Raw genomic sequence first — 18,073 nt, forward strand, 5'->3', positions numbered from 1 at the left:
CCTGTGTATGCAATTGCTCGGCAATCCCGATTCTCGCTACCATCGTCCCATGCCCCCATCGGACGATTCCCGTATGCCGTTTGTAAATGTGTCCCAAAAAAAGGCACGCTGTGAAGCGTGCCTTCAACCAACTATTTGGTTCCGAATATTTTATCTCCCGCGTCTCCGAGACCGGGGATGATGTATCCAACGTCGTTTAGTTTCTCGTCTACCGCTGCTACGTAGATTTCTACATCAGGGTGTGCATCCAGGATACGCTTTACGCCCTCAGGTGCAGCACAAAGGAACAGGCCGCGAATAGAGGTGCAGCCGGACTCCTTGAGCAGCTTAATGGTGGCTTCAAGAGTGCCACCAGTAGCCAACATGGGATCGAGGATCAGTGCCATGCGGTCTTTCATCTGGCTGGCAAGCTTGACGTAGTATTCGACAGGCTGAAGGGTTTCTTCATCGCGGTAGAAACCGACCACGGAAGCTTTTGCTCCGGGGATCATGTCATATACACCATCCAGCATGCCGAGACCGGCGCGCAGAATGGGAACCACGGTTACCTTCTTGCCTTTGATGGAATCGACTTCTACATCGCCGGCCCAGCCTTCGATGGTGACCTTCTCGGTCTCGAAGTCCTTGGTTGCTTCGTAGGTGAGCAGACGGGTGATCTCGTTTGCCAGCTGACGGAAGCGGCTGGTGGAGATGTCGTGCTTGCGCAGAATGCCGATTTTATGGCGAATGAGAGGATGGTCAACTACGTGTAGTGCCAATGTTCTATCCTTCCTTGAGGTTTTGTAAAATATAGTCTTGATAATCTTGTGAACGTGTAAAACTTTCTTTTTTTAGTCTGAGAGGCCGTTGGGGTCAAGAGGCAATTGCACGGTCCCGGTAGATTATACCTTAGATAGAAATTTACTTTCCAATGATTCCCGGTATATCCTTCTGCCTATGAACGATGATAAAAAAAATAGCTGGGAATTGACCGTTCCTTCGACTGATGCCGGTATCCGGTTGGATAAATTTTGGGGACGCGAACTCAAGGATGAAGGAGTATCGCGTGGAAGGGTCAAATCTTGGATCGAATCCGGTCTGGCTTTGGTAAATGGGGAGCCTGTTACCAAGGGTAAACATAAACTCGCCAGTTTTGACAAGGTAGCCATTGGAGCGGCAGAGAATGAGGCTTCAGAAGATGCGGCCCAGCCTATGGAAGGTGATCTGGATATCGTCTACGAAGATGATCATGTCGTTGTCGTGGACAAAGCTGCTGGACTGACCACGCACCCAGCTCCCGGTGAACCCGGGCCAACCTTGGTCAATCACCTGCTTCACAAGTATCCTGATATCTCTTCGAAACATTCGGGGATGGACTCTCTGCGTCCAGGCATCGTTCATCGACTGGATAAGGATACCTCTGGCCTTATTGCAGCTGTTCGCACTGAAGCGGATCGTCTCACTCTTGCTTCCGATTTCGCAGAGCGTCGCGTGCGCAAGGTGTACCTCGCCATCGTTCATGGAAAGCCAGAAAAGGAAAGTGGTACTATAGAGGCTCCTATCGGCAGGCACCCGCAGCAAAAAACTCGTATGGCGGTGCTGGAAAAAGGCGGACGGGAGGCCAAGAGTGATTACCGCGTGCTCTGGACTGGGCCCCGTGGTCTGGCGTCTTTGGTGGCAGTACGTATTCATACCGGAAGAACACATCAGATTCGTGTTCATATGGCTCACATAGGGCATCCTCTTTTAGGTGATGCAGTCTATGGCTCTCGTGAACATGCCGAATGGTGTCGTCGATCAGACAGGATTGCGGAATTGGCTCCGCGTCAGATGCTCCATGCGTTTTATCTTTCTTTTAACCATCCTGAAAACGGCGAGAACATTACCTTGTGGCGACAGCCGTCCAAGGATTTTCTTACGTTGCTGGCTGGACTGAATCGTGAATGTCTGCGCGTGGGAATCGTCGGCATGCCGGGGAGTGGCAAGTCCACAGTATTGCGACACCTGCGTGAAGAGGGCTTGCCATGTTTCAGTGCGGATGAGTGTGTGGCGGAACTGTACGCTTCCGATGGCGACGGGGCTGCCATGATCATGCAGCGTTTTGGCGGTGAGCATTCTCTTGAAGACGGTAGTGTGGATAAGGCGAGCCTCTTCAAAGCGATGTGTGAGTCGGATGGGCTTCGGCGCGAGATTATGGATATGGTTCATCCAATGGTGCGTCATGCTTGCGAAGTGTTTTTCAAAGCGCATCGTGACGAGCCAGTGGCTTATGCCGAGATTCCTCTTTTGCTCGAAGGCGGCTGGCATGAAAAAGGGCATGTGGATGCGGTGGCCGGAGTGCGTTGCCCTCATGAAAAACGAACCGGCGAATTGCGTGAGATTCGCGGTTTAGATGAAAGCATGTTGGCTATCTTTGATTCTTGGCAGTGGCCGGAAGAAAAGAAGCTGGCAGCCTGTGATACCTTTATTGAGAATTGCGGCGGTCTGGATGAACTGGCGAAGGGAACCCGCACCATGCGGCTGTGGGCTGAAGCTCGTTTTCAGGCCGATAATGATGCGTTCAAGCTTTGGTTGGAGAAACTGTGGCCTCAATTGGCTGACGAATTTGATAATGAGGTCGCCAAGTGATTCCCCTGAGGGATAATGTGCCGCGCGTCACCCCACCGGTGGCGGTGACGTCCATTATCATACTCAATTTGCTGGTATTCCTTTTCAGCAAGGGGCTTGATTTTCGTTCACTGTTTCATCTTTTTCATGTCTATGGAGTAGTCCCTGCACGATTTTTCAATCCGGATTGGGCTTCGTGGGCGGGGTATCCGGATTCTTTCGGACTGCCGTTGGTCACATACATGTTTCTGCACAGCGGCTGGCTTCATGTTATTCTCAACATGTGGATGCTCTGGATCTTTGGTGACAATATCGAAGATGTTACCGGGCATTGGGGATTCGTGGCGTTCTATCTTTTATGTGGGATGGCCGCAGTTGGACTGCACATGGCTTTTGAGCAGGCTTCATCAGTCCCGGTTGTGGGGGCGTCTGGTGCTGTCGGCGGCGTCATGGGGGCGTACATCATCCTCTATCCCCACGGTCGTGTTTTGACGCTCGTCCCTATTGTTTTCATTCCGTTGATTTTACGGATTCCTTCAGTGCTGTTTCTCGGAGTGTGGTTCCTGTCACAGGTGACATCCGGTATCATTTCGCAAGTGAAGGATGTGAGCGAAGTTGCCTGGTGGGCTCATGTGGGCGGCTTTGTTGCCGGGATTGTGCTGATTCAATGGTTTCGTAGGCGCGGGCATTGTCGGTACTGCTACAATCCCGACACCAAGGATTACGATCCGGAAGATTCTGTTCCGCCCAATCGCTCCTGAAGATTCCACGCTTCAATTTTTTTTGCCACCGATGGTGGGGTGGCATCATGGTAGGCAAGCCTATTGCGGATAGCTGCGCGTACCTGTGTGCCTGTGAGGCCCTTTTCATCAGTGGATTTTTCCCACATCACATGCGTGGTCAAACCTAATGCTTCGAATCGCTTTTTCTTTTCCCGCCCCCATTCATCATAAATGGTGAGGTAATAGATGGCCTCACGCGGCGCTATGTCGGCGAGGAGCTCCGGCCTATTGATAGGGAAAGGAATGATTTCAAACGCCGCTTCATCCACGCCAGCCTCAATGAGTGCATCACGAATCATCTCCTCTCTTTCTTCATAGGTGAGAGGATTGTTCGCACTGTTTGAGCGTTGCGGATCTGTGGCTTCGTCCGCAGTGAGTTCCGGTGTGGGATTTGTTACACCGATTATTAGATGATCGCACAACGACTTGCCCGCCAGCAGGTATCGAAGGTGGTCGTTGTGGACCACCTGAAACCTGCCGTGAATGAAGCCGAGCGGATGTGGCATACGTACCTAGACGGTGAACGGGTCGTAGTCGCCAGGCCAGAAAAGTTGCGGGCGGGGTGAATCGTGAATGCCACCGAGTCGTGCACGGTCTGTGTAGTTGAGGATCATGTGCATCAACTCGTCTCCGCGTAAACAGCTCAATGCGCCACTTGCGACACTTATTTCGTCGAACTGTTCAACGTTGTCTCGACGAACACCGTCACCAATGAACATGACCGGTACGGGCTCGCCAGAATGGATCAAGTTACCGGAGCTGGGCGTAGAGTGGTCAGATGTTACTACCAACAGTACATCCTCGTTTTTGAGGAGCGGCTCAATGGACTCAGCCAAGCCGCGGTCCAGCGCTTCGATGGCTTTGACCTTACCCTTTGGGCTCTTGGTGTGGGCTGCACGGTCAGGAGCCTTGGTATGGACATGGATGAAGTCGTAATCTCCCAGGTTTTCTGTGGCGAAACGAACGCGTTCAGCAATGTCATTGCCAGGGTCACGAGTGTCGCGAACGTGGTGGAAGTCCATACCCAGAAATTTGGCCAATCCCTTGTACATGTGCCCACTTGTGGTGGAGAGACCGCGCATGCCGAGCTTGTCGCGCATGGAGCGGCATTCGCACAGCTGGCCAGCACGTTGAGTTACCAGTCCGTTAATGGCGGGCAGGGTTTGGCGGATGCGTGTCTGATTCTCTTTTACCTCATTGAGGCGGTGATGTGCCCAGCGGTGGTAATCACTGAGTACTTGGGCGGTGCGTTGAGCCGCCGGATCGTTTCTATGGTCGTAAAGAGGATGAATCTGAGAGACGAAGCGACCGTCTACCATGGGGTTGGAGTCAGTGATGTGAGGAGAGACGTCTCCTTTCATGGTCAACACTGAGAACAGACCTTCGGTCCGGTGGAGTTCTACAACAACGCCGTCCTGTTCGTAAGGTCCCAGAGCGGCGTACAGGGCGTCGATTTCCTGAGGTGTGCCGCAGATCCGGTCATACTTGAGGACCATGTGGTTTTCCAACGTAGTCAGAACACTGCAAAAGTGAGCCAGCATGGCCACGTCGTTTTCGGCCAATTCGATGTCGGCGCCCAAAGCCTCCAAAGGCCCACGTCCCGGGAAATTTCGCATTGAATTGCCGAACATGGCGAAATGAGCGTTCTCGCTGGGCAGAGGTTTGCCAAGCTTGCCGGCATGGTACAAGCCGGTAGAACCGAGACTTGCCAGTCTGTCCAGGCAGGGAGTTTCTGCCGTCTGGAGCGGGGTGCGGTTGCCAAGCTGGAAGTGGGCCCTGTCGCCCAGACCATCAAGAAGGATGAGTACGCAGGTATCTGGCACGTATGCCTCCGGTTTTTGGCGCGTTATCTATTGACGCTTGCCAATGTTGAAATCAGTGTTATCTATAGGTGTCAAAGTTATGATAAATACAAACTGCTTGTCACATAGGTGACCACGAGGCATCCTAAATCCATGCTTATCGATTTGCACGTTCATTCCGACGTTTCCCGATGCAGTGTGCTCTCCGTAGATGACATCCTGGATAATGCTCGCTCATTCGGGTTGGACGGTGTTTGCATTACCGATCACGACACCACCGGTATTTTGTCACAAATTCGCGAAGGTTTCCAGTCTGACGGACTGCTTGTTCTCGTAGGAATGGAATATACGACTCCTCAAGGCGACTATCTTGTCCATGGCCCGGTTGAATCTCTAAAACCGGGTATGGACGCACACCTGCTCATGACAACTGTCAGTGAAATGGGCGGAGTCGTGATAGCTGCCCACCCATTTCGAGGTTGGAGACCGTCTGACACCTCGGTCATCACGCCACGTTCCTGTGTGGCAGTGGAGGTTGAGAACGGCCGAAACACTCTCTTTGAGAATACGCAGGCACATGTTTTTTCCCGTGAACAATCCATGCTCGGTGTCGCTGGGTCGGATGCGCATCGTCTGGATGAGTTGGCGCGGTTCCCCACCAATTTCACGACGCCTATTGCAAGTCGCGAAGATCTCGTGGCGGCACTCAAAGCCGGTAAATTCGAATTGCTGCCTGAATACCATTTATTGGAAACAGCTTCCTGATTACTTGGGTGGTATCAAGTAGGATGTGACCTTTCTGACACCCTCGACGCCCTTGGCAATCTTGACTGCGAGTTTTGCGTCGGCCTTGCTTCGTACCATTCCAACCATCACAACTTCACCGTTCAAAGTCTCAGTTTCAATTTGAGTTGCGCTTAAGTCGCCTTCGGCAATGAGTGCTGCGCGTACCTTGGCCGCAACTTTCAGGTCGTCCTGTGTGGTGTCGCTTTCTTTTACGAAATGAGTAGTGACTTTTTTCACTCCTTCAATAGACTTGGCAGTTTTAACTGCGAAGTTGCGGAATGATTTGTCATTTATCGCCCCTACCAAGAAGACGTGGCCTACAAAGCAGTATGAGTGAATCTGGAGAGCTTTGCCTTTATCCTTGTTTGCCATTTTGCCTTTGATGTCCAGTGAGATACGTTTGTCATCAGCCTGCTGGCCAACACTGCGCTCATCTCTGGCGGATTCGTAGATGGCGCCCCATGGCGTCCATGCTATACAGGTGAAAGAGAGGCAGAGGATTAACAAGCAGGAGATTTTTCGTTGTGAGAGTTTCATTGTGAGCTCCTTTTTGTTGGTTTGTGGAAAAGGCTGTGGAAAAAGTTTAATCTCATTTCATTTTGCATCTTGACACTTGATTCTGGCATATTACTTTATCTGGCACGAATAGAGAAATGATTTTCGCCCAGTGAGAGGAACACTCAATCAATGGAATACAAAGACTACTACAAACTGCTCGGTGTATCGCGCTCCGCTTCTAAAGACGAGATTGCCAAGGCGTTTAAGAAGCTGGCTCGCAAGTACCATCCTGACCTCAATCCTAACAACAAGGCTGCCGAGGCCAAGTTTAAGGAAATTAACGAGGCATACGAAGTTCTCAAGGACGAGAAGAAGCGTAAGCTCTATGACCAGTTCGGCTCCAACTGGGAGCACGGTCAGAATTTCCAGCCCCCGCCAGGCTATGAGCATATGAATTTTGGTGGCGGTGGCGGTTTCCAGCAAGGCGGCTTTTCAGACTTTTTTGAAACCATCTTCGGCGGCGCAGGTGGCGCGGGATTTCGTGGTGGCTTTCAGCAGGGCGGTTTCGGAGGAGCTGGCGGATTTGGCGGTGCAGGTGGCTACCAGCAGCGTCCACGACGCGGTTCCGATTCCGAGGCTACTTATGAGTTGACTCTTGATGAAGCCTTCCGCGGAGGTTCCAAGTCTATCACGTTGCAGGAACAGGTTACTGGCCCTGAAGGTATCCCCCGTATGACTACCAAAACTTTGGAGGTTAATGTTCCTCCGGGTATCAAGGATGGTCAGAAGATCAGGCTTGCTGGTCAGGGAAATCCCGGAATGTCTGGTGGAAGCAAGGGGGATCTCTATCTGAAGATCAGGCTCATGCCGCACCCCATGTTCAAAGTGAACGACACCGATGTTATCCTCGACCTCAATCTTGCGCCTTGGGAAGCTGCGCTGGGTACGACCACGCGTATACCCACCCTGGATGGGGCTGTGGAGATGAAGATTCCTCCTGGCATTGGTTCAGGTAAAAAGCTGCGCATCAAGGGCAAGGGACTTGGCTCCGGCGCCAAGCGTGGAGATCAGTACGTGCGCATCATGGTCCAGGCTCCCAATCCTACGACCGACAAGGAACGGGAACTCTGGGAGGAGTTGCAGAGCGTATCCAATTTCAAGCCGAGGGAGTTTTAGGGGTAGTTATGACGACCAAGCGACTCAGAGAAGTGATGATGCAGTTGCCCGGCCTGAATCTGCCGGAGCCCTCGGAATATGTTGCCTGGACGCAACTGGTGGAACTGACCGCTATTCAGCCCGGCGAAGTGGCAGAGTTGATTGAGCTCGGCTGGATCAGCCCCCAGAAAACCAGCGCTGAGGAGTATCTTTTCCGGTTGCGGGACGTTTACCGCATCCACAAACTCATGCGACTGGTCAATGACCTCGACATGTCGTTTAACAGTGGTTCCATTGTGGTGGACCTTCTGGAACGTGTCGAGGAGCTTGAGAAGGAAGTCGAGGAATTGAAAAGACTTGTCTAGCCGGTTGTCCGAAAAGGCCCGAATGCCAATGCGTTACGGGAGAACCAATCCTTCGTGTACGGGGTGTGCGCGGCGGGATTGATCTTCCCTTGCGCCCGACACTCGAACCTTTTTGACAGCTTCAATATAGAGATTGATTAAGGAGGTTCTAGTATGGATCCGAACAAATTCACCAAGAAAACTCAGGATGCCGTTTCCGAGGCACAGAATCTTGCCATTCGTAACGGTCATCAGCAGATAGATTGCGAGCACTTGCTTCATGCTCTGGTTATTCAGGAGCAGGGCCTGGTGCCGCAAATCCTGCGCAAGCTCGGCGTTGCTCCGGACACCTATCTTGGTGCCGTGGATGCTGAAATTGCCAAGCTGCCCAAAGTCTCAGGACCCGGGGCACGTCCAGATCAAATCCTAGTTACCCAGCGATTGCAGAAAGTGCTGGTCGCCGCAGACGATCATGCAGGACGCATGAAAGACGAATTCGTTTCGGTAGAGCACGTTTTCCTTGCACTTATGGATGAGTCTTCCAGCACTGGAGTTGGTCGCATCAACAAACAGTTCGGGCTGACCAAAGATAAGGTGCTTGGTGCTCTCAGCGAAGTGCGTGGCAAGCAGCGCGTGACCTCTGACAACCCGGAAGCGACCTATGATTCTTTGAAGAAATATGGGCGTGATCTGGTAGAAGAAGCGCGTTCAGGTAAGCTCGATCCGGTTATTGGTCGTGACGCCGAGATTCGCCGTGTGATTCGCATTCTGTCTCGCCGCACCAAAAATAACCCGGTGCTCATCGGTGAAGCCGGTGTCGGTAAGACCGCTATCGCCGAAGGCTTGGCTCAGCGTATCGTGGCTGAGGATGTCCCCGAAGGCCTCAAGGACAAGACTGTGTTCAGTCTGGATATGGGGGCTCTGATCGCAGGCGCCAAGTACCGTGGTGAATTCGAGGAGCGTCTCAAGGCCGTCCTGAAAGAAGTGCAAGAGTCTGCTGGCCAGATCATCATGTTCATCGATGAGCTGCACACTATTGTTGGTGCAGGCAAGACCGACGGCGCCATGGACGCGAGTAATCTGCTCAAGCCCATGTTGGCTCGTGGTGAGTTGCATTGTATCGGTGCGACCACCACAGACGAGTATCGAAAGTATATCGAGAAGGACCCGGCTTTGGAACGTCGTTTCCAGACTGTGCATGTGGAAGAGCCTTCTGTCGAGGACACCATTTCCATTTTGCGCGGTTTGCGTGAACGATTCGAAGTGCACCATGGTGTCCGTATATCGGACGGCGCAGTGGTTGAAGCCGCAGTTCTCTCTCATCGCTATATCACCGACCGCCAGTTGCCGGATAAAGCCATTGATCTCATTGATGAGGCCGCAGCCCTTATTCGCACGGAGATAGACTCTCAGCCTTATGAGTTGGACAAAGCAAATCGTATGATCATGCAGCTCGAAATCGAGCGCGAGGCTCTTAAGCGTGAAACGGATGATGCATCCAAGGATCGTTTGATGAAGTTGGAAAAAGATCTGGTGGACCTCAAGGAAAAGCAGGCGGCCCTCATTGCTCAGTGGGAGAATGAAAAGGGCGGTATCGAGCGACTTCGTTCTCTTAAGGAAGAGATTGAGACCATTCGTCGGGAAATCGAAGAAGCCAAGCGCGTGCATGATTACAACCGCGCAGCTGAATTGGAATACGGTACCTTGGCCAACCTCGAGAAGGAACTCAATGAGCGTAATGAAGCTTTAGAGTCCGGCGACACGCCGCGCATGGTCAAGGAAGAGGTCGGTCCGGATGATGTGGCTCAGGTTATTGCCAAGTGGACTGGTATCCCTGTGTCCAAGTTGTTGGAAGGGGAGCGCGAAAAGCTGCTGAAATTGAACGATATTCTCCACCAGCGAGTGGTTGGTCAGGACGAAGCTGTCCGGGCCGTTGCTGACGCTGTTCTCCGCGCCCGAGCAGGATTGAAAGATCCGTCGCGACCCATTGGTTCCTTTATTTTCCTCGGTCCCACCGGTGTCGGTAAAACGGAATTGTGTAAGACCCTTGCTGAAGCATTGTTCGACTCTGAAGATAATATGGTTCGCATCGACATGTCCGAGTACATGGAGAAGCACACCGTGGCCCGACTGATTGGAGCGCCTCCGGGCTATGTGGGGTATGACGAGGGCGGTCAACTGACTGAAGCTGTACGACGTAAGCCATACTCTGTCGTTCTTTTTGATGAGATAGAGAAAGCGCACCACGACGTGTTCAACGTTTTGTTGCAGATTCTCGATGATGGTCGCCTGACTGATTCCCATGGTCGAACCGTTGATTTCAAGAATACCATTGTCATCATGACCTCCAACTTGGGCGCCGAATACATGTTGGACGGCATTAGCGACAGCGGTGAGTTCAAAGAGGGCGTGGAGGAACAGGTTATGGAGGTCCTTCGCAGGCACTTCCGCCCCGAGTTCCTCAATCGCGTGGACGAGGGTGTCTTGTTTAGACCGCTTCAGGCCGAACAATTGGTCAAGATTATTGATCTGCTGGTGGCCGGCCTTCGCGAGCGGTTGGCAGATCGCAAGATCGACCTGGTGCTCACCGATGCGGCTAAGGGGTTCATTGCCGAAGCCGCGTATGACCCCAGTTTCGGAGCGCGACCATTGCACAGGTATCTTCAGGCTCATCTTGAAACGCCGTTGGCCAAGAAGTTAATTGGAGGCGAGTTGGTTGACGGGGATACTGTCACAGTCGACGAGGATAACGGTGAGTTGACGTTTAAATAATAGTTAAATCCTTAAGGACGGGGTATCGATTAGAATCGGTACCCCCGTTTTATTTTTGGCTGTCTGTGATTTGGGGATTGAGGCATTGACGAATGAGGACATCGTTATGAAGCAAGTATCGCTGTTGCTATGGGTGATAATATGGTGTGTGGCCATGCCCTTTGTCAGTGAAGCTTCCGACTTGTCTGAAAGCTTCCGCGAAGGAGTGATCGTTGTTCACTCGAAGACCATGGCCCCGCTCAGTTCTATTGGATATAATGGAGAGCCCAAAGGCATTGTTATCGACGTTTGGCGTAAATGGTCAGAGAAGACAGGTGTGCCTGTAGAGTTTCAACTCGTACAATGGGATGAGACGCTTAAAAGAGTTCGAGCTGGTGGGAACGTCATTCATGGTGGGTTGTTCAAGACTCCATTGCGTAATGAATTCCTGAATTACTCTGTAGGGTATCTTGCAATGAAGACGAGTCTGGTGGTTTTGAAGGATTCGCCTATAAAAAACATGGATGAAATCGCGGGAAGATCGATAGGCGTTTTGAAAGGTGGGGCTTCGGAAGAATATATTCATACTCATCACCCTCAGGCGAAGATCGTCCCATTCAACACTGTACTTGATTCTGCCCGAGCCTTGGCTGACAGGAAGGTTGAGGCCGTTTTTATGGATTACCCCACAATCATGTATATGGGCGGATCACTTGGGGCTGTTGGCGATTTTGTTCCACTGGAATTCGTCGACCCAAGGCTGCTGCATGCTGCGGTGGCTAAAGGGAATGACAAGTTGTTAGAGCTTGTTAATGAAGGGTTTGGGGCGATAACAAAATCTGAACTCCAGTACATATACGATCACTGGTTCGTGCCTCCAGCAGAAGATGAAAGTAATTGGGTACTCATTTTTGTTTTGGTATGTGCGGGATTTCTTATCGGTCTGGTTATTCTATATTTTGGTCTCCCGTTGCCTCAGAAATGGCGCTAGCCTTTCGTTTTCACTCTCCTTGAATTAATATTCTTTATGTTGATTTTCAGCCTCTACTGGGCAACTGTTGCGCTCTCAATATGTTTTCGAGCCCATATTTTTGAACCGGACCAGATATGCCTAACCTGATTTTGCTTTCCTTGCTGGCAGCTTTTCCGCCGCTGTCCACCGACATGTATTTGCCCGCCATTCCAACGCTTCAAAACGAGTGGGGCGTTCCTTTGGCTGAGATCAACCTCTCGTTGGTAGTCTTTTTCATCGCCTTTAGTGCATGCCTTCTCATTCATGGGCCTTTGTCCGACAGAATAGGGCGCCGTCCGGTACTGATTGGCGGAATCCTGTTGTTTATCGCCGGTTGTGCGATGTGTGCAGTATCTACATCCATTTGGATTTTAGTGGCCGCTCGTGTTGTCCAGGCGGCAGGCGCTGCATCGGCCTCGGCTTTGGCTTTGGCTCTTTCCAAGGATCTGTATGAAGGCACCGAACGCCAGAAGATTCTCGCATATATTGGAGTGATCATGGCTTTTTGTCCCATGATAGCTCCCTCCGTCGGCGGATTGCTGTTGGAGTTCGGTTCCTGGCGTTGGATATTTGTGAGTCAGGGGGCAATGGCGTTAGTGGCGCTTTATGGAACGCTTCGTTTGAAGGAACCTCTGACTGAGTTCACCAAAGGCGGAGCATTGGCTGTGGCAGGGCGTTATGTCGCAGTACTGAAAAACGGTCGATTTGCAGCCATGGCCCTTGCTTTTGCCATGATGGGTTTGCCTCATTTTGGTTTTATCGGAGGATCTCCAGCGATCTATATCACTGGTTTTGGGCTGTCTGAGCAGGTCTTCGGATTATATTTCGCCCTGAATGCCTTTGGTCTCATGCTCGGTTCCTTTGCATGTACACGGTTGGCCGGTTCGATCAGTCCAATGCGAATACTTGTCGGGTCGCTGATGTTGATGCTTATAGCAGGGGGGCTTCTGTTGCTACTTGGTGGCACCTCCCCCATGACCGTGGCTTTGCCCATGTGCTGTGTGACCTTTGCCGTTGGCTTTTCCAGGCCCATCAGCAATAGTATGGTGCTGGATCAAGTGGATAGCGACGTGGGTGCGGCCTCGTCTGTCATGACTTTTGAGATATTCCTGGTTGGCGGAATTGCCATGGAACTCATTTCTTTGGAGTGGCCTTCGAAGGTTGCGGCGCTGGGGCAGTTTGCCTTGATAGGCGCTGCTGTGCCTTTGGTGGCATTGGCTATTATGCGTCAGGCCGGAAAGCGACTAGCCTAGAGGTTTCCCAGAAACGCTTGGGCACGTGATTCAGACCAGTAGACGTTGTTTTCGTCATTGCTCACGAAGCCAACATGACCACCATACTTGGGCATTTCAAAAAACAGATTTGAGTTCGTTTGTGCCTCGTGTTCCGGGAAACATTCTGGGGCGAGAAATGGATCGTCCTGTGCGTTGACCAGAAGCGTGGGAATACGGATGAACGGAAGGAACTGGCGACTGCTGGATTTCTTGTAATAATCTGTACCGTCACGGAAACCATTGACTGGGGCCGTGTAGCGATCGTCGAAATCCAATAAAGAGTGAATGCCGTTTAATTGGGTAGCGTCTACCTCATTGGGGAAGAGCTTCGCTTTGATGCGGATCTTTTCCCTGAGTCCTCTCATGAAATACTCGAAATATATGCGACGGGATGGGCGAGCTATGACACGCTCTGTTGCCGCGAGATCGCATGGTACTGAAAAGGTGACGGCGGCTGCGACCTGTTGAGGCACTCGGTCAGGGGCTTCTCCGAGGTATTTCAGTATCTGGTTGCCTCCCATGGAGAAGCCGATGAGAACGACTTCGTCGTATCGGTCGCTGGAAAGGCAGTGGGAGATTACCGTGTGTAGATCGTTGGTTTCTCCCGAATGATAGGAGCGGACAAGCCGATTGACCTCACCACCACAGCTACGCTGACACCAGCATGCTGCATCGTAGCCTAGCCCTGTTGCCATGCGAGCCATCCCCAAGACATATTTTTTACGGGAATGCCCCTCAAGGCCATGGCTGATTACTGCCAGTTTGCGGGAAATACCTGTGCGAGAACGATGGCGATCTATTAGTAGAAAGTCATTGTCCGGAGTCTCGATCCTCTCTCTTCCGGGGATGGGGAGGGAGGGGGAGGTGCGGAACAACGGCGGGTAGAGCGTGGCTAGATCGGCATTGCGAAAGGGCAGGGGCGGCAAATAGTCGGGAGTAGGAAGTACGGGCATGGAAAAGGTGTACGACTGAGTTTCCGGGAAGTAAAGCATTCCTTTTCAGGTGAAATCCTTGGCTTATGTTTGGCAAGGGCATATACTGGTATGACGCTCTGATCTGCTGGGCGTAAAGGAGACATTGTGCCGTTGTTTGATCGTGTGGATATAGAGAATTACGCAGAAGTGCTTTTCTGGGCTTTGAATGAGTCTCGTCAGGAGCCGCTTAAAAATCGTGATGTGGTGCTCATTCGCTACGACATCCCGGGATTGGCTTTAGCAGAAGCTGTGTATACTCGGCTTATGGACGCACATCTTATGCCTGTGCCTATAGCCATGCCCACACCGTATATGGAGATGGAGCGCTATCTGAATTCAAGCTACGGCCAGCTTCTTTTTCAACCGCCTGGACAGGCGGAGATGTATTCTCAGGCGGCAGGTGTGATCACAATCCTTGCACCTGAGGATTTGACTCACCTGCAGACGGTCGACCCGCGCACCATTGCCGAGGCCCGCAAGGCAGACGGAGTCAATCGTAGCATTCTCGAGCGTCGCAAAAACACGCGGGCCCTTGGATGGACCACATGCGTATATCCCACAAAGGCACTGGCCGAAGCTTCCGGTATGAGTTTGGAAGATTATGCCTATGCCCTACAACGCGCCTGCTGGCTGAATATGCCTGATCCTCTCAAGGAGTGGAAACGTATTCAGCGTGAAGTTGGTGATATCTGCAATTGGCTTGATGCAATGGATATCAAAAGTCTTCGTGTGGAATCAGAGGACGTGAATCTGAAAGTGCCCATTGGCGATAACCGTCGTTTTGTGGGTGTCTCTGGTGCCAACATCCCTGGGTATGAAATATATTTTGCCCCAGATGCCCGTGGAGTGGAGGGAACTTATTACGCGGATCAGGCCTCCTTGCGATACGGTCATCTGGTTATAGGGGCATCCATTGACTTTTCCGACGGTATAGCGGCCCGAGTGGAAGCTGAACGTGGACAGGTGTTTCTGCAGAATCAGCTTTATTCCGATTCCGGTGCACGACGAGTTGGGGAATTTTCTCTTACAGATAAGCGCTTTTCTCGCGTGGACCAATTTATGGCTCATACGTTGCTGGATGAAAATTACGGTGGCGCAAACGGTAACTGTCATCTTGCACTTGGTGGTTCAGTGCTGGAAAGTTTTACCGGTCCGGTAGAAATGCTGACCGCGGAACTTGCTTATGAACTCGGTTTCAACTCCTCTGAAATGCATTGGGATCTCGTCAATACACAGCCTAAGCGGGTTACGGCAATGCTCGCTGAGGGTCGTCCACGTCTTATCTACGAGAACGGAACGTTCAAAATATAATCCCGCCAGATCAATCTCTTTGGTACTATTTCCCCAAATGGGGAGTTCTTTGAAACACACTTGTTGTGGTTCTGTTGTGGCGTTGATTATTGAATGAGGTCCGTACTTAACTACGTATTGTGGAATAATAGTCAGGCGTGAGTTCAAAAGAGGTAGACGATGGTCAAGCGACAAAGGACCCGTAATAGTAAGAGCCTCTATGTTATTAAGAGTTGCCAGACAGAGTTGAAGGATCTCGAGGCCAAGAAAAAGTCCGAGACCAAGAGCCTCTATGTGGTGCGAACCGATGACGAGGTCACGCATAAATATGGTGATGTTGTCTATGATTTCGTGGATCAGCCCGGTGTATTCATCCTGATAACACGTGATAAAAATTTCTATCAGACATTCAAAAATGCCATTGTGCACGACCTTAGGATAGAGTCTGAGTATGTTCAGGTGGTTTCAAGCCTAACTCGCGCTTCGGAGTTGGTTCAGTATTTTCATGATAAAAAAGTCACCCCTTGCATTTTCATGGAGCATTCGATTGATGGAGAGCTAACACTCTCTTACCTTCGTTTCATTCGTGCATCTTTCAAAAATATCAAGCTCGCTGTTTTGTCTCGAGAGCTTAGTCGCGATCGTCTTTTTCAATTTTTTGAAGATGGAGCTGACTCTTTCCTGAAAAAGCCCTCCAGCGTTAACGCGATTATCACCAAGATTGCCTTCATGCTTAAGCCGCAGCGAGAGGCTGATGCTCTTGTTGAAGAGGGGCGTGAGCATATACGTAGAAATCGGTTTGAAGAAGCGCTTGCTGTTTCCGAGAAGGTACTATCTAGATGGCCCAAAAATGCCGCAGCAATGGTTGTGTACGGTGATGCGAAGAAGGGGCTCGCAAAGCGTCAGGAAGCTCTGCACGCATATGAAAAGGCCGAGAGAAACTCGAAGAATTTTCTTGAACCTCTCCAGCGCATTGTCATGATGCATGCTGAAGATGATAATAAGCCTGAAGCACTCAAATATCTCACCAAACTTGATCGTCTTTCTCCTCTTAATTGCAATCGTAAAATCAAGATTGCTGAGTTGTATTTTGATCAGGGCGATTCGCTGACCGCTGAGAAGTATTTTGACAATGCTATTTCTTCTGCCAAGCAGGAAGCTCTTGCAGTTGTAGGAGAAATGTCAATCGACATTGCTGAGATGGCTGCCAAGCATGACCCCAAGATGGCCGCAAAATATTATCGGCAATCTTTGGATTTCATCAAAAGTTCCAAGAGTGGGTTGGCAATGACCATCTATAATCGTCTTGGTATTTCTTTGAGAAAGCAGGGGTTATGGAAAGAAGCGATCGAGGCTTATGCCGAGGCGGCACGGCATTCCCCCAAGGACGAAAATATTCAATACAATATGGCGCTGGCCTATGCGGAAGGCGAGCATTTCAAAGATAGTGCGCAGCGGTTGCTGACAGCTCTGTCGATTAATCCTGAGATATATAAAGGAAGAGCTGCCATGGCCCTTCGCATGGGGGAAATATTCGTTAAGGGAGATAAAAAGAAGGAAGCCCTGCGTTGTCTGGCCCATTGTCGTTCTTTGGACCCGAATTACCCAGGATGTAGTGAATTGTTGAGACAGGCTGGATACGATGGAAACACAGAAAACATATCAGCGTGAAGAATTGGTCGCCGCCATGATCTGCTCCATGATTGCCAAGCGGGTCTCTACTTATTGTATTGTTCGCAGTATCGGGCTGGACAGTGCAGAGATCGAATGGCCTTTGGCTGACGAGATGCCAGATTTGCTTGAAGTCGACGATCTTGTGGCGTTGGGAGATATTCTCTCAGGCCCAAGAGCTCTTTTTCGGGGGGATGTAGGCAAAGTGCGGTGGGTTTATAAACGTACCGTTGGCCTGCAATTCGAAACACTGTTTCGCGAGACCCCTGAGGCCCTTCGGAGTTGGCTTGAGGAGCAAGATCTAGTCTGACAATACTTAATTATGAGGCATTCGAACATTCACATTGAATGGCTCCCTTAAGAATGTTTTATCGTAGTGCAAATTTGTGTGGATTTCTTGCACATGAATCCATTGACAACCCAAACACCATGCTTATTTGTGATCCAAGCCTCGCTTAAGGCGGGGCTTTTTTACGATCAAATCTGTGCTTTGTAAGGAAATAAACGAGAATGGCGAAGAACAAGAATACTGAAGTTCCCATCAACGGATTGTACGACGACGAAGGCAAGCTGTTTGGCGAAGCCGAAGAGAGTGCTGAAGAAGCCGTGACCGAAGAGGTGGAGATCGAAGAGGAAGCTGAAGTCTCCCTGAGTCAGGAAGAGCTTGAGGCCCTGTGTCGTGAATCGGTTTGTCCCGAATGTGACGTTCATAAAGAAGCAGAAGCTATCCGTCTTCGCGCGCTGGCTGATGCTGAGAATGTTAAGAAGCGTTTGCTGCGTGAAACAGAGGAAATGAAGAAGTATGCTGGCGAGTCCATTCTGGCCGACCTGCTTCCCATTCTCGACAATCTGGATCTCGCTTTGGCTCACACTGACGGTCTGGATGCTGCTTGTAACAACTTCGTCATCGGTGTGGATATGACCCGCAAACTGTTTCTGGATGCGGTTAAGAATCACGGCTTGGTGGTGGTTGAAGCTGCACGCGGTATGGAGTTTAATCCGGAAATCCATGAAGCCGTAGGCACTGCTGAAGAGGGTGATCTCGATGACAACCAGATCACGCAGGTAGTGCAGGGTGGTTACACCCTTAAAGGCCGCCTGCTTCGTCCGGCCAAGGTTATGGTTAACAAGGCCTAAACACATTTTTT

General features: G+C 50.9%; 17 protein-coding genes. 12 read left to right on the forward strand and 5 right to left on the reverse strand.

The features are described from left to right. Positions 1–131: 131 nt before the first annotated feature. The gene (upp, locus tag HFN16_RS13225) at positions 132–758 is read right to left on the reverse strand and encodes a uracil phosphoribosyltransferase (RefSeq protein WP_168891205.1); all 627 of its coding nucleotides are present in this window, start codon (positions 756–758) and stop codon (positions 132–134) included. Positions 759–936: 178 nt separating this feature from the next. Between upp and coaE the strand changes: the two genes are divergently transcribed. Both coaE and HFN16_RS13235 read left to right on the forward strand, forming a co-directional pair. Further along, positions 937–2,607 (forward strand): dephospho-CoA kinase, encoded by a 1,671-nt coding sequence (coaE, locus tag HFN16_RS13230; protein WP_168891206.1) that lies wholly within the window; start codon positions 937–939, stop codon positions 2,605–2,607. Further along, positions 2,604–3,347, forward strand: coding sequence for a rhomboid family intramembrane serine protease (locus HFN16_RS13235; protein WP_168891207.1), 744 nt, complete (start codon positions 2,604–2,606; stop codon positions 3,345–3,347). Before coaE ends, HFN16_RS13235 begins: the two co-directional genes overlap by 4 nt. Here HFN16_RS13235 and HFN16_RS13240 read toward each other — a convergent pair. After that, positions 3,308–3,874 (reverse strand): adenylyltransferase/cytidyltransferase family protein, encoded by a 567-nt coding sequence (locus tag HFN16_RS13240; RefSeq protein ID WP_168891208.1) that lies wholly within the window; start codon positions 3,872–3,874, stop codon positions 3,308–3,310. The genes HFN16_RS13235 and HFN16_RS13240 overlap by 40 nt on opposite strands. 6 nt (positions 3,875–3,880) lie before the next feature. Continuing rightward, positions 3,881–5,191 (reverse strand): alkaline phosphatase family protein, encoded by a 1,311-nt coding sequence (locus HFN16_RS13245; protein WP_168891209.1) that lies wholly within the window; start codon positions 5,189–5,191, stop codon positions 3,881–3,883. Between the two features lie 132 nt (positions 5,192–5,323). Here HFN16_RS13245 and HFN16_RS13250 point away from each other — a divergent pair, with 132 nt between their 5' ends. Continuing rightward, positions 5,324–5,935: a PHP domain-containing protein gene (locus HFN16_RS13250; protein WP_168891210.1), complete on the forward strand. Its 612-nt coding sequence runs from the start codon at positions 5,324–5,326 to the stop codon at positions 5,933–5,935. Here the strand turns inward: HFN16_RS13250 and HFN16_RS13255 are convergent, their stop codons facing one another. Continuing rightward, complete coding sequence (locus HFN16_RS13255) at positions 5,936–6,493, reverse strand: BON domain-containing protein (RefSeq protein WP_168891211.1); 558 nt, start codon at positions 6,491–6,493, stop codon at positions 5,936–5,938. It lies immediately after the preceding gene. Positions 6,494–6,643: 150 nt separating this feature from the next. Here HFN16_RS13255 and HFN16_RS13260 point away from each other — a divergent pair, with 150 nt between their 5' ends. The 5 genes from HFN16_RS13260 to HFN16_RS13280 all read left to right on the forward strand — a co-directional run bounded on the left by HFN16_RS13260 (position 6,644) and on the right by HFN16_RS13280 (position 12,969). Continuing rightward, positions 6,644–7,630, forward strand: coding sequence for a DnaJ C-terminal domain-containing protein (locus tag HFN16_RS13260; protein WP_168891212.1), 987 nt, complete (start codon positions 6,644–6,646; stop codon positions 7,628–7,630). Positions 7,631–7,638: 8 nt separating this feature from the next. Continuing rightward, a complete protein-coding gene (locus HFN16_RS13265; protein WP_168891213.1) occupies positions 7,639–7,974 on the forward strand; it encodes a chaperone modulator CbpM in 336 nt (111 codons plus the stop codon). A gap of 153 nt (positions 7,975–8,127) precedes the next feature. Next, a complete protein-coding gene (gene clpB, locus HFN16_RS13270) occupies positions 8,128–10,725 on the forward strand; it encodes an ATP-dependent chaperone ClpB (RefSeq protein WP_168891214.1) in 2,598 nt (865 codons plus the stop codon). Positions 10,726–10,831: 106 nt separating this feature from the next. After that, on the forward strand, positions 10,832–11,695 hold the full coding sequence (locus HFN16_RS13275) for a transporter substrate-binding domain-containing protein (RefSeq protein WP_168891215.1): 864 nt from the start codon (positions 10,832–10,834) through the stop codon (positions 11,693–11,695). 116 nt (positions 11,696–11,811) lie between these two features. Then, complete coding sequence (locus HFN16_RS13280; RefSeq protein WP_168891216.1) at positions 11,812–12,969, forward strand: multidrug effflux MFS transporter; 1,158 nt, start codon at positions 11,812–11,814, stop codon at positions 12,967–12,969. Here HFN16_RS13280 and HFN16_RS13285 read toward each other — a convergent pair. Further along, positions 12,966–13,982, reverse strand: a complete 1,017-nt coding sequence (locus HFN16_RS13285) for an alpha/beta fold hydrolase (RefSeq protein WP_247648337.1) — start codon at positions 13,980–13,982, stop codon at positions 12,966–12,968. The genes HFN16_RS13280 and HFN16_RS13285 overlap by 4 nt on opposite strands. Positions 13,983–14,069: 87 nt before the next feature. Between HFN16_RS13285 and HFN16_RS13290 the strand changes: the two genes are divergently transcribed. The 4 genes from HFN16_RS13290 (at position 14,070) to HFN16_RS13305 (ending at position 18,062) form a co-directional block, all read left to right on the forward strand. Then, positions 14,070–15,275: an aminopeptidase gene (locus HFN16_RS13290; RefSeq protein WP_168891217.1), complete on the forward strand. Its 1,206-nt coding sequence runs from the start codon at positions 14,070–14,072 to the stop codon at positions 15,273–15,275. 159 nt (positions 15,276–15,434) lie between these two features. After that, complete coding sequence (locus tag HFN16_RS13295) at positions 15,435–16,925, forward strand: tetratricopeptide repeat protein (RefSeq protein WP_168891218.1); 1,491 nt, start codon at positions 15,435–15,437, stop codon at positions 16,923–16,925. Next, entirely contained in the window at positions 16,897–17,235 is a 339-nt protein-coding gene (locus HFN16_RS13300) for a hypothetical protein (protein WP_168891219.1), read from the forward strand. The genes HFN16_RS13295 and HFN16_RS13300 overlap by 29 nt, the downstream gene beginning before the upstream one ends. A gap of 200 nt (positions 17,236–17,435) precedes the next feature. Continuing rightward, positions 17,436–18,062: a nucleotide exchange factor GrpE gene (locus HFN16_RS13305; protein ID WP_168891220.1), complete on the forward strand. Its 627-nt coding sequence runs from the start codon at positions 17,436–17,438 to the stop codon at positions 18,060–18,062. Positions 18,063–18,073 lie beyond the last annotated feature (11 nt).

Origin of the sequence: Pseudodesulfovibrio sp. zrk46 (assembly GCF_012516435.1) — a bacterium.
In the GTDB taxonomy this organism is placed as follows: Bacteria; Desulfobacterota; Desulfovibrionia; order Desulfovibrionales; family Desulfovibrionaceae; genus Pseudodesulfovibrio.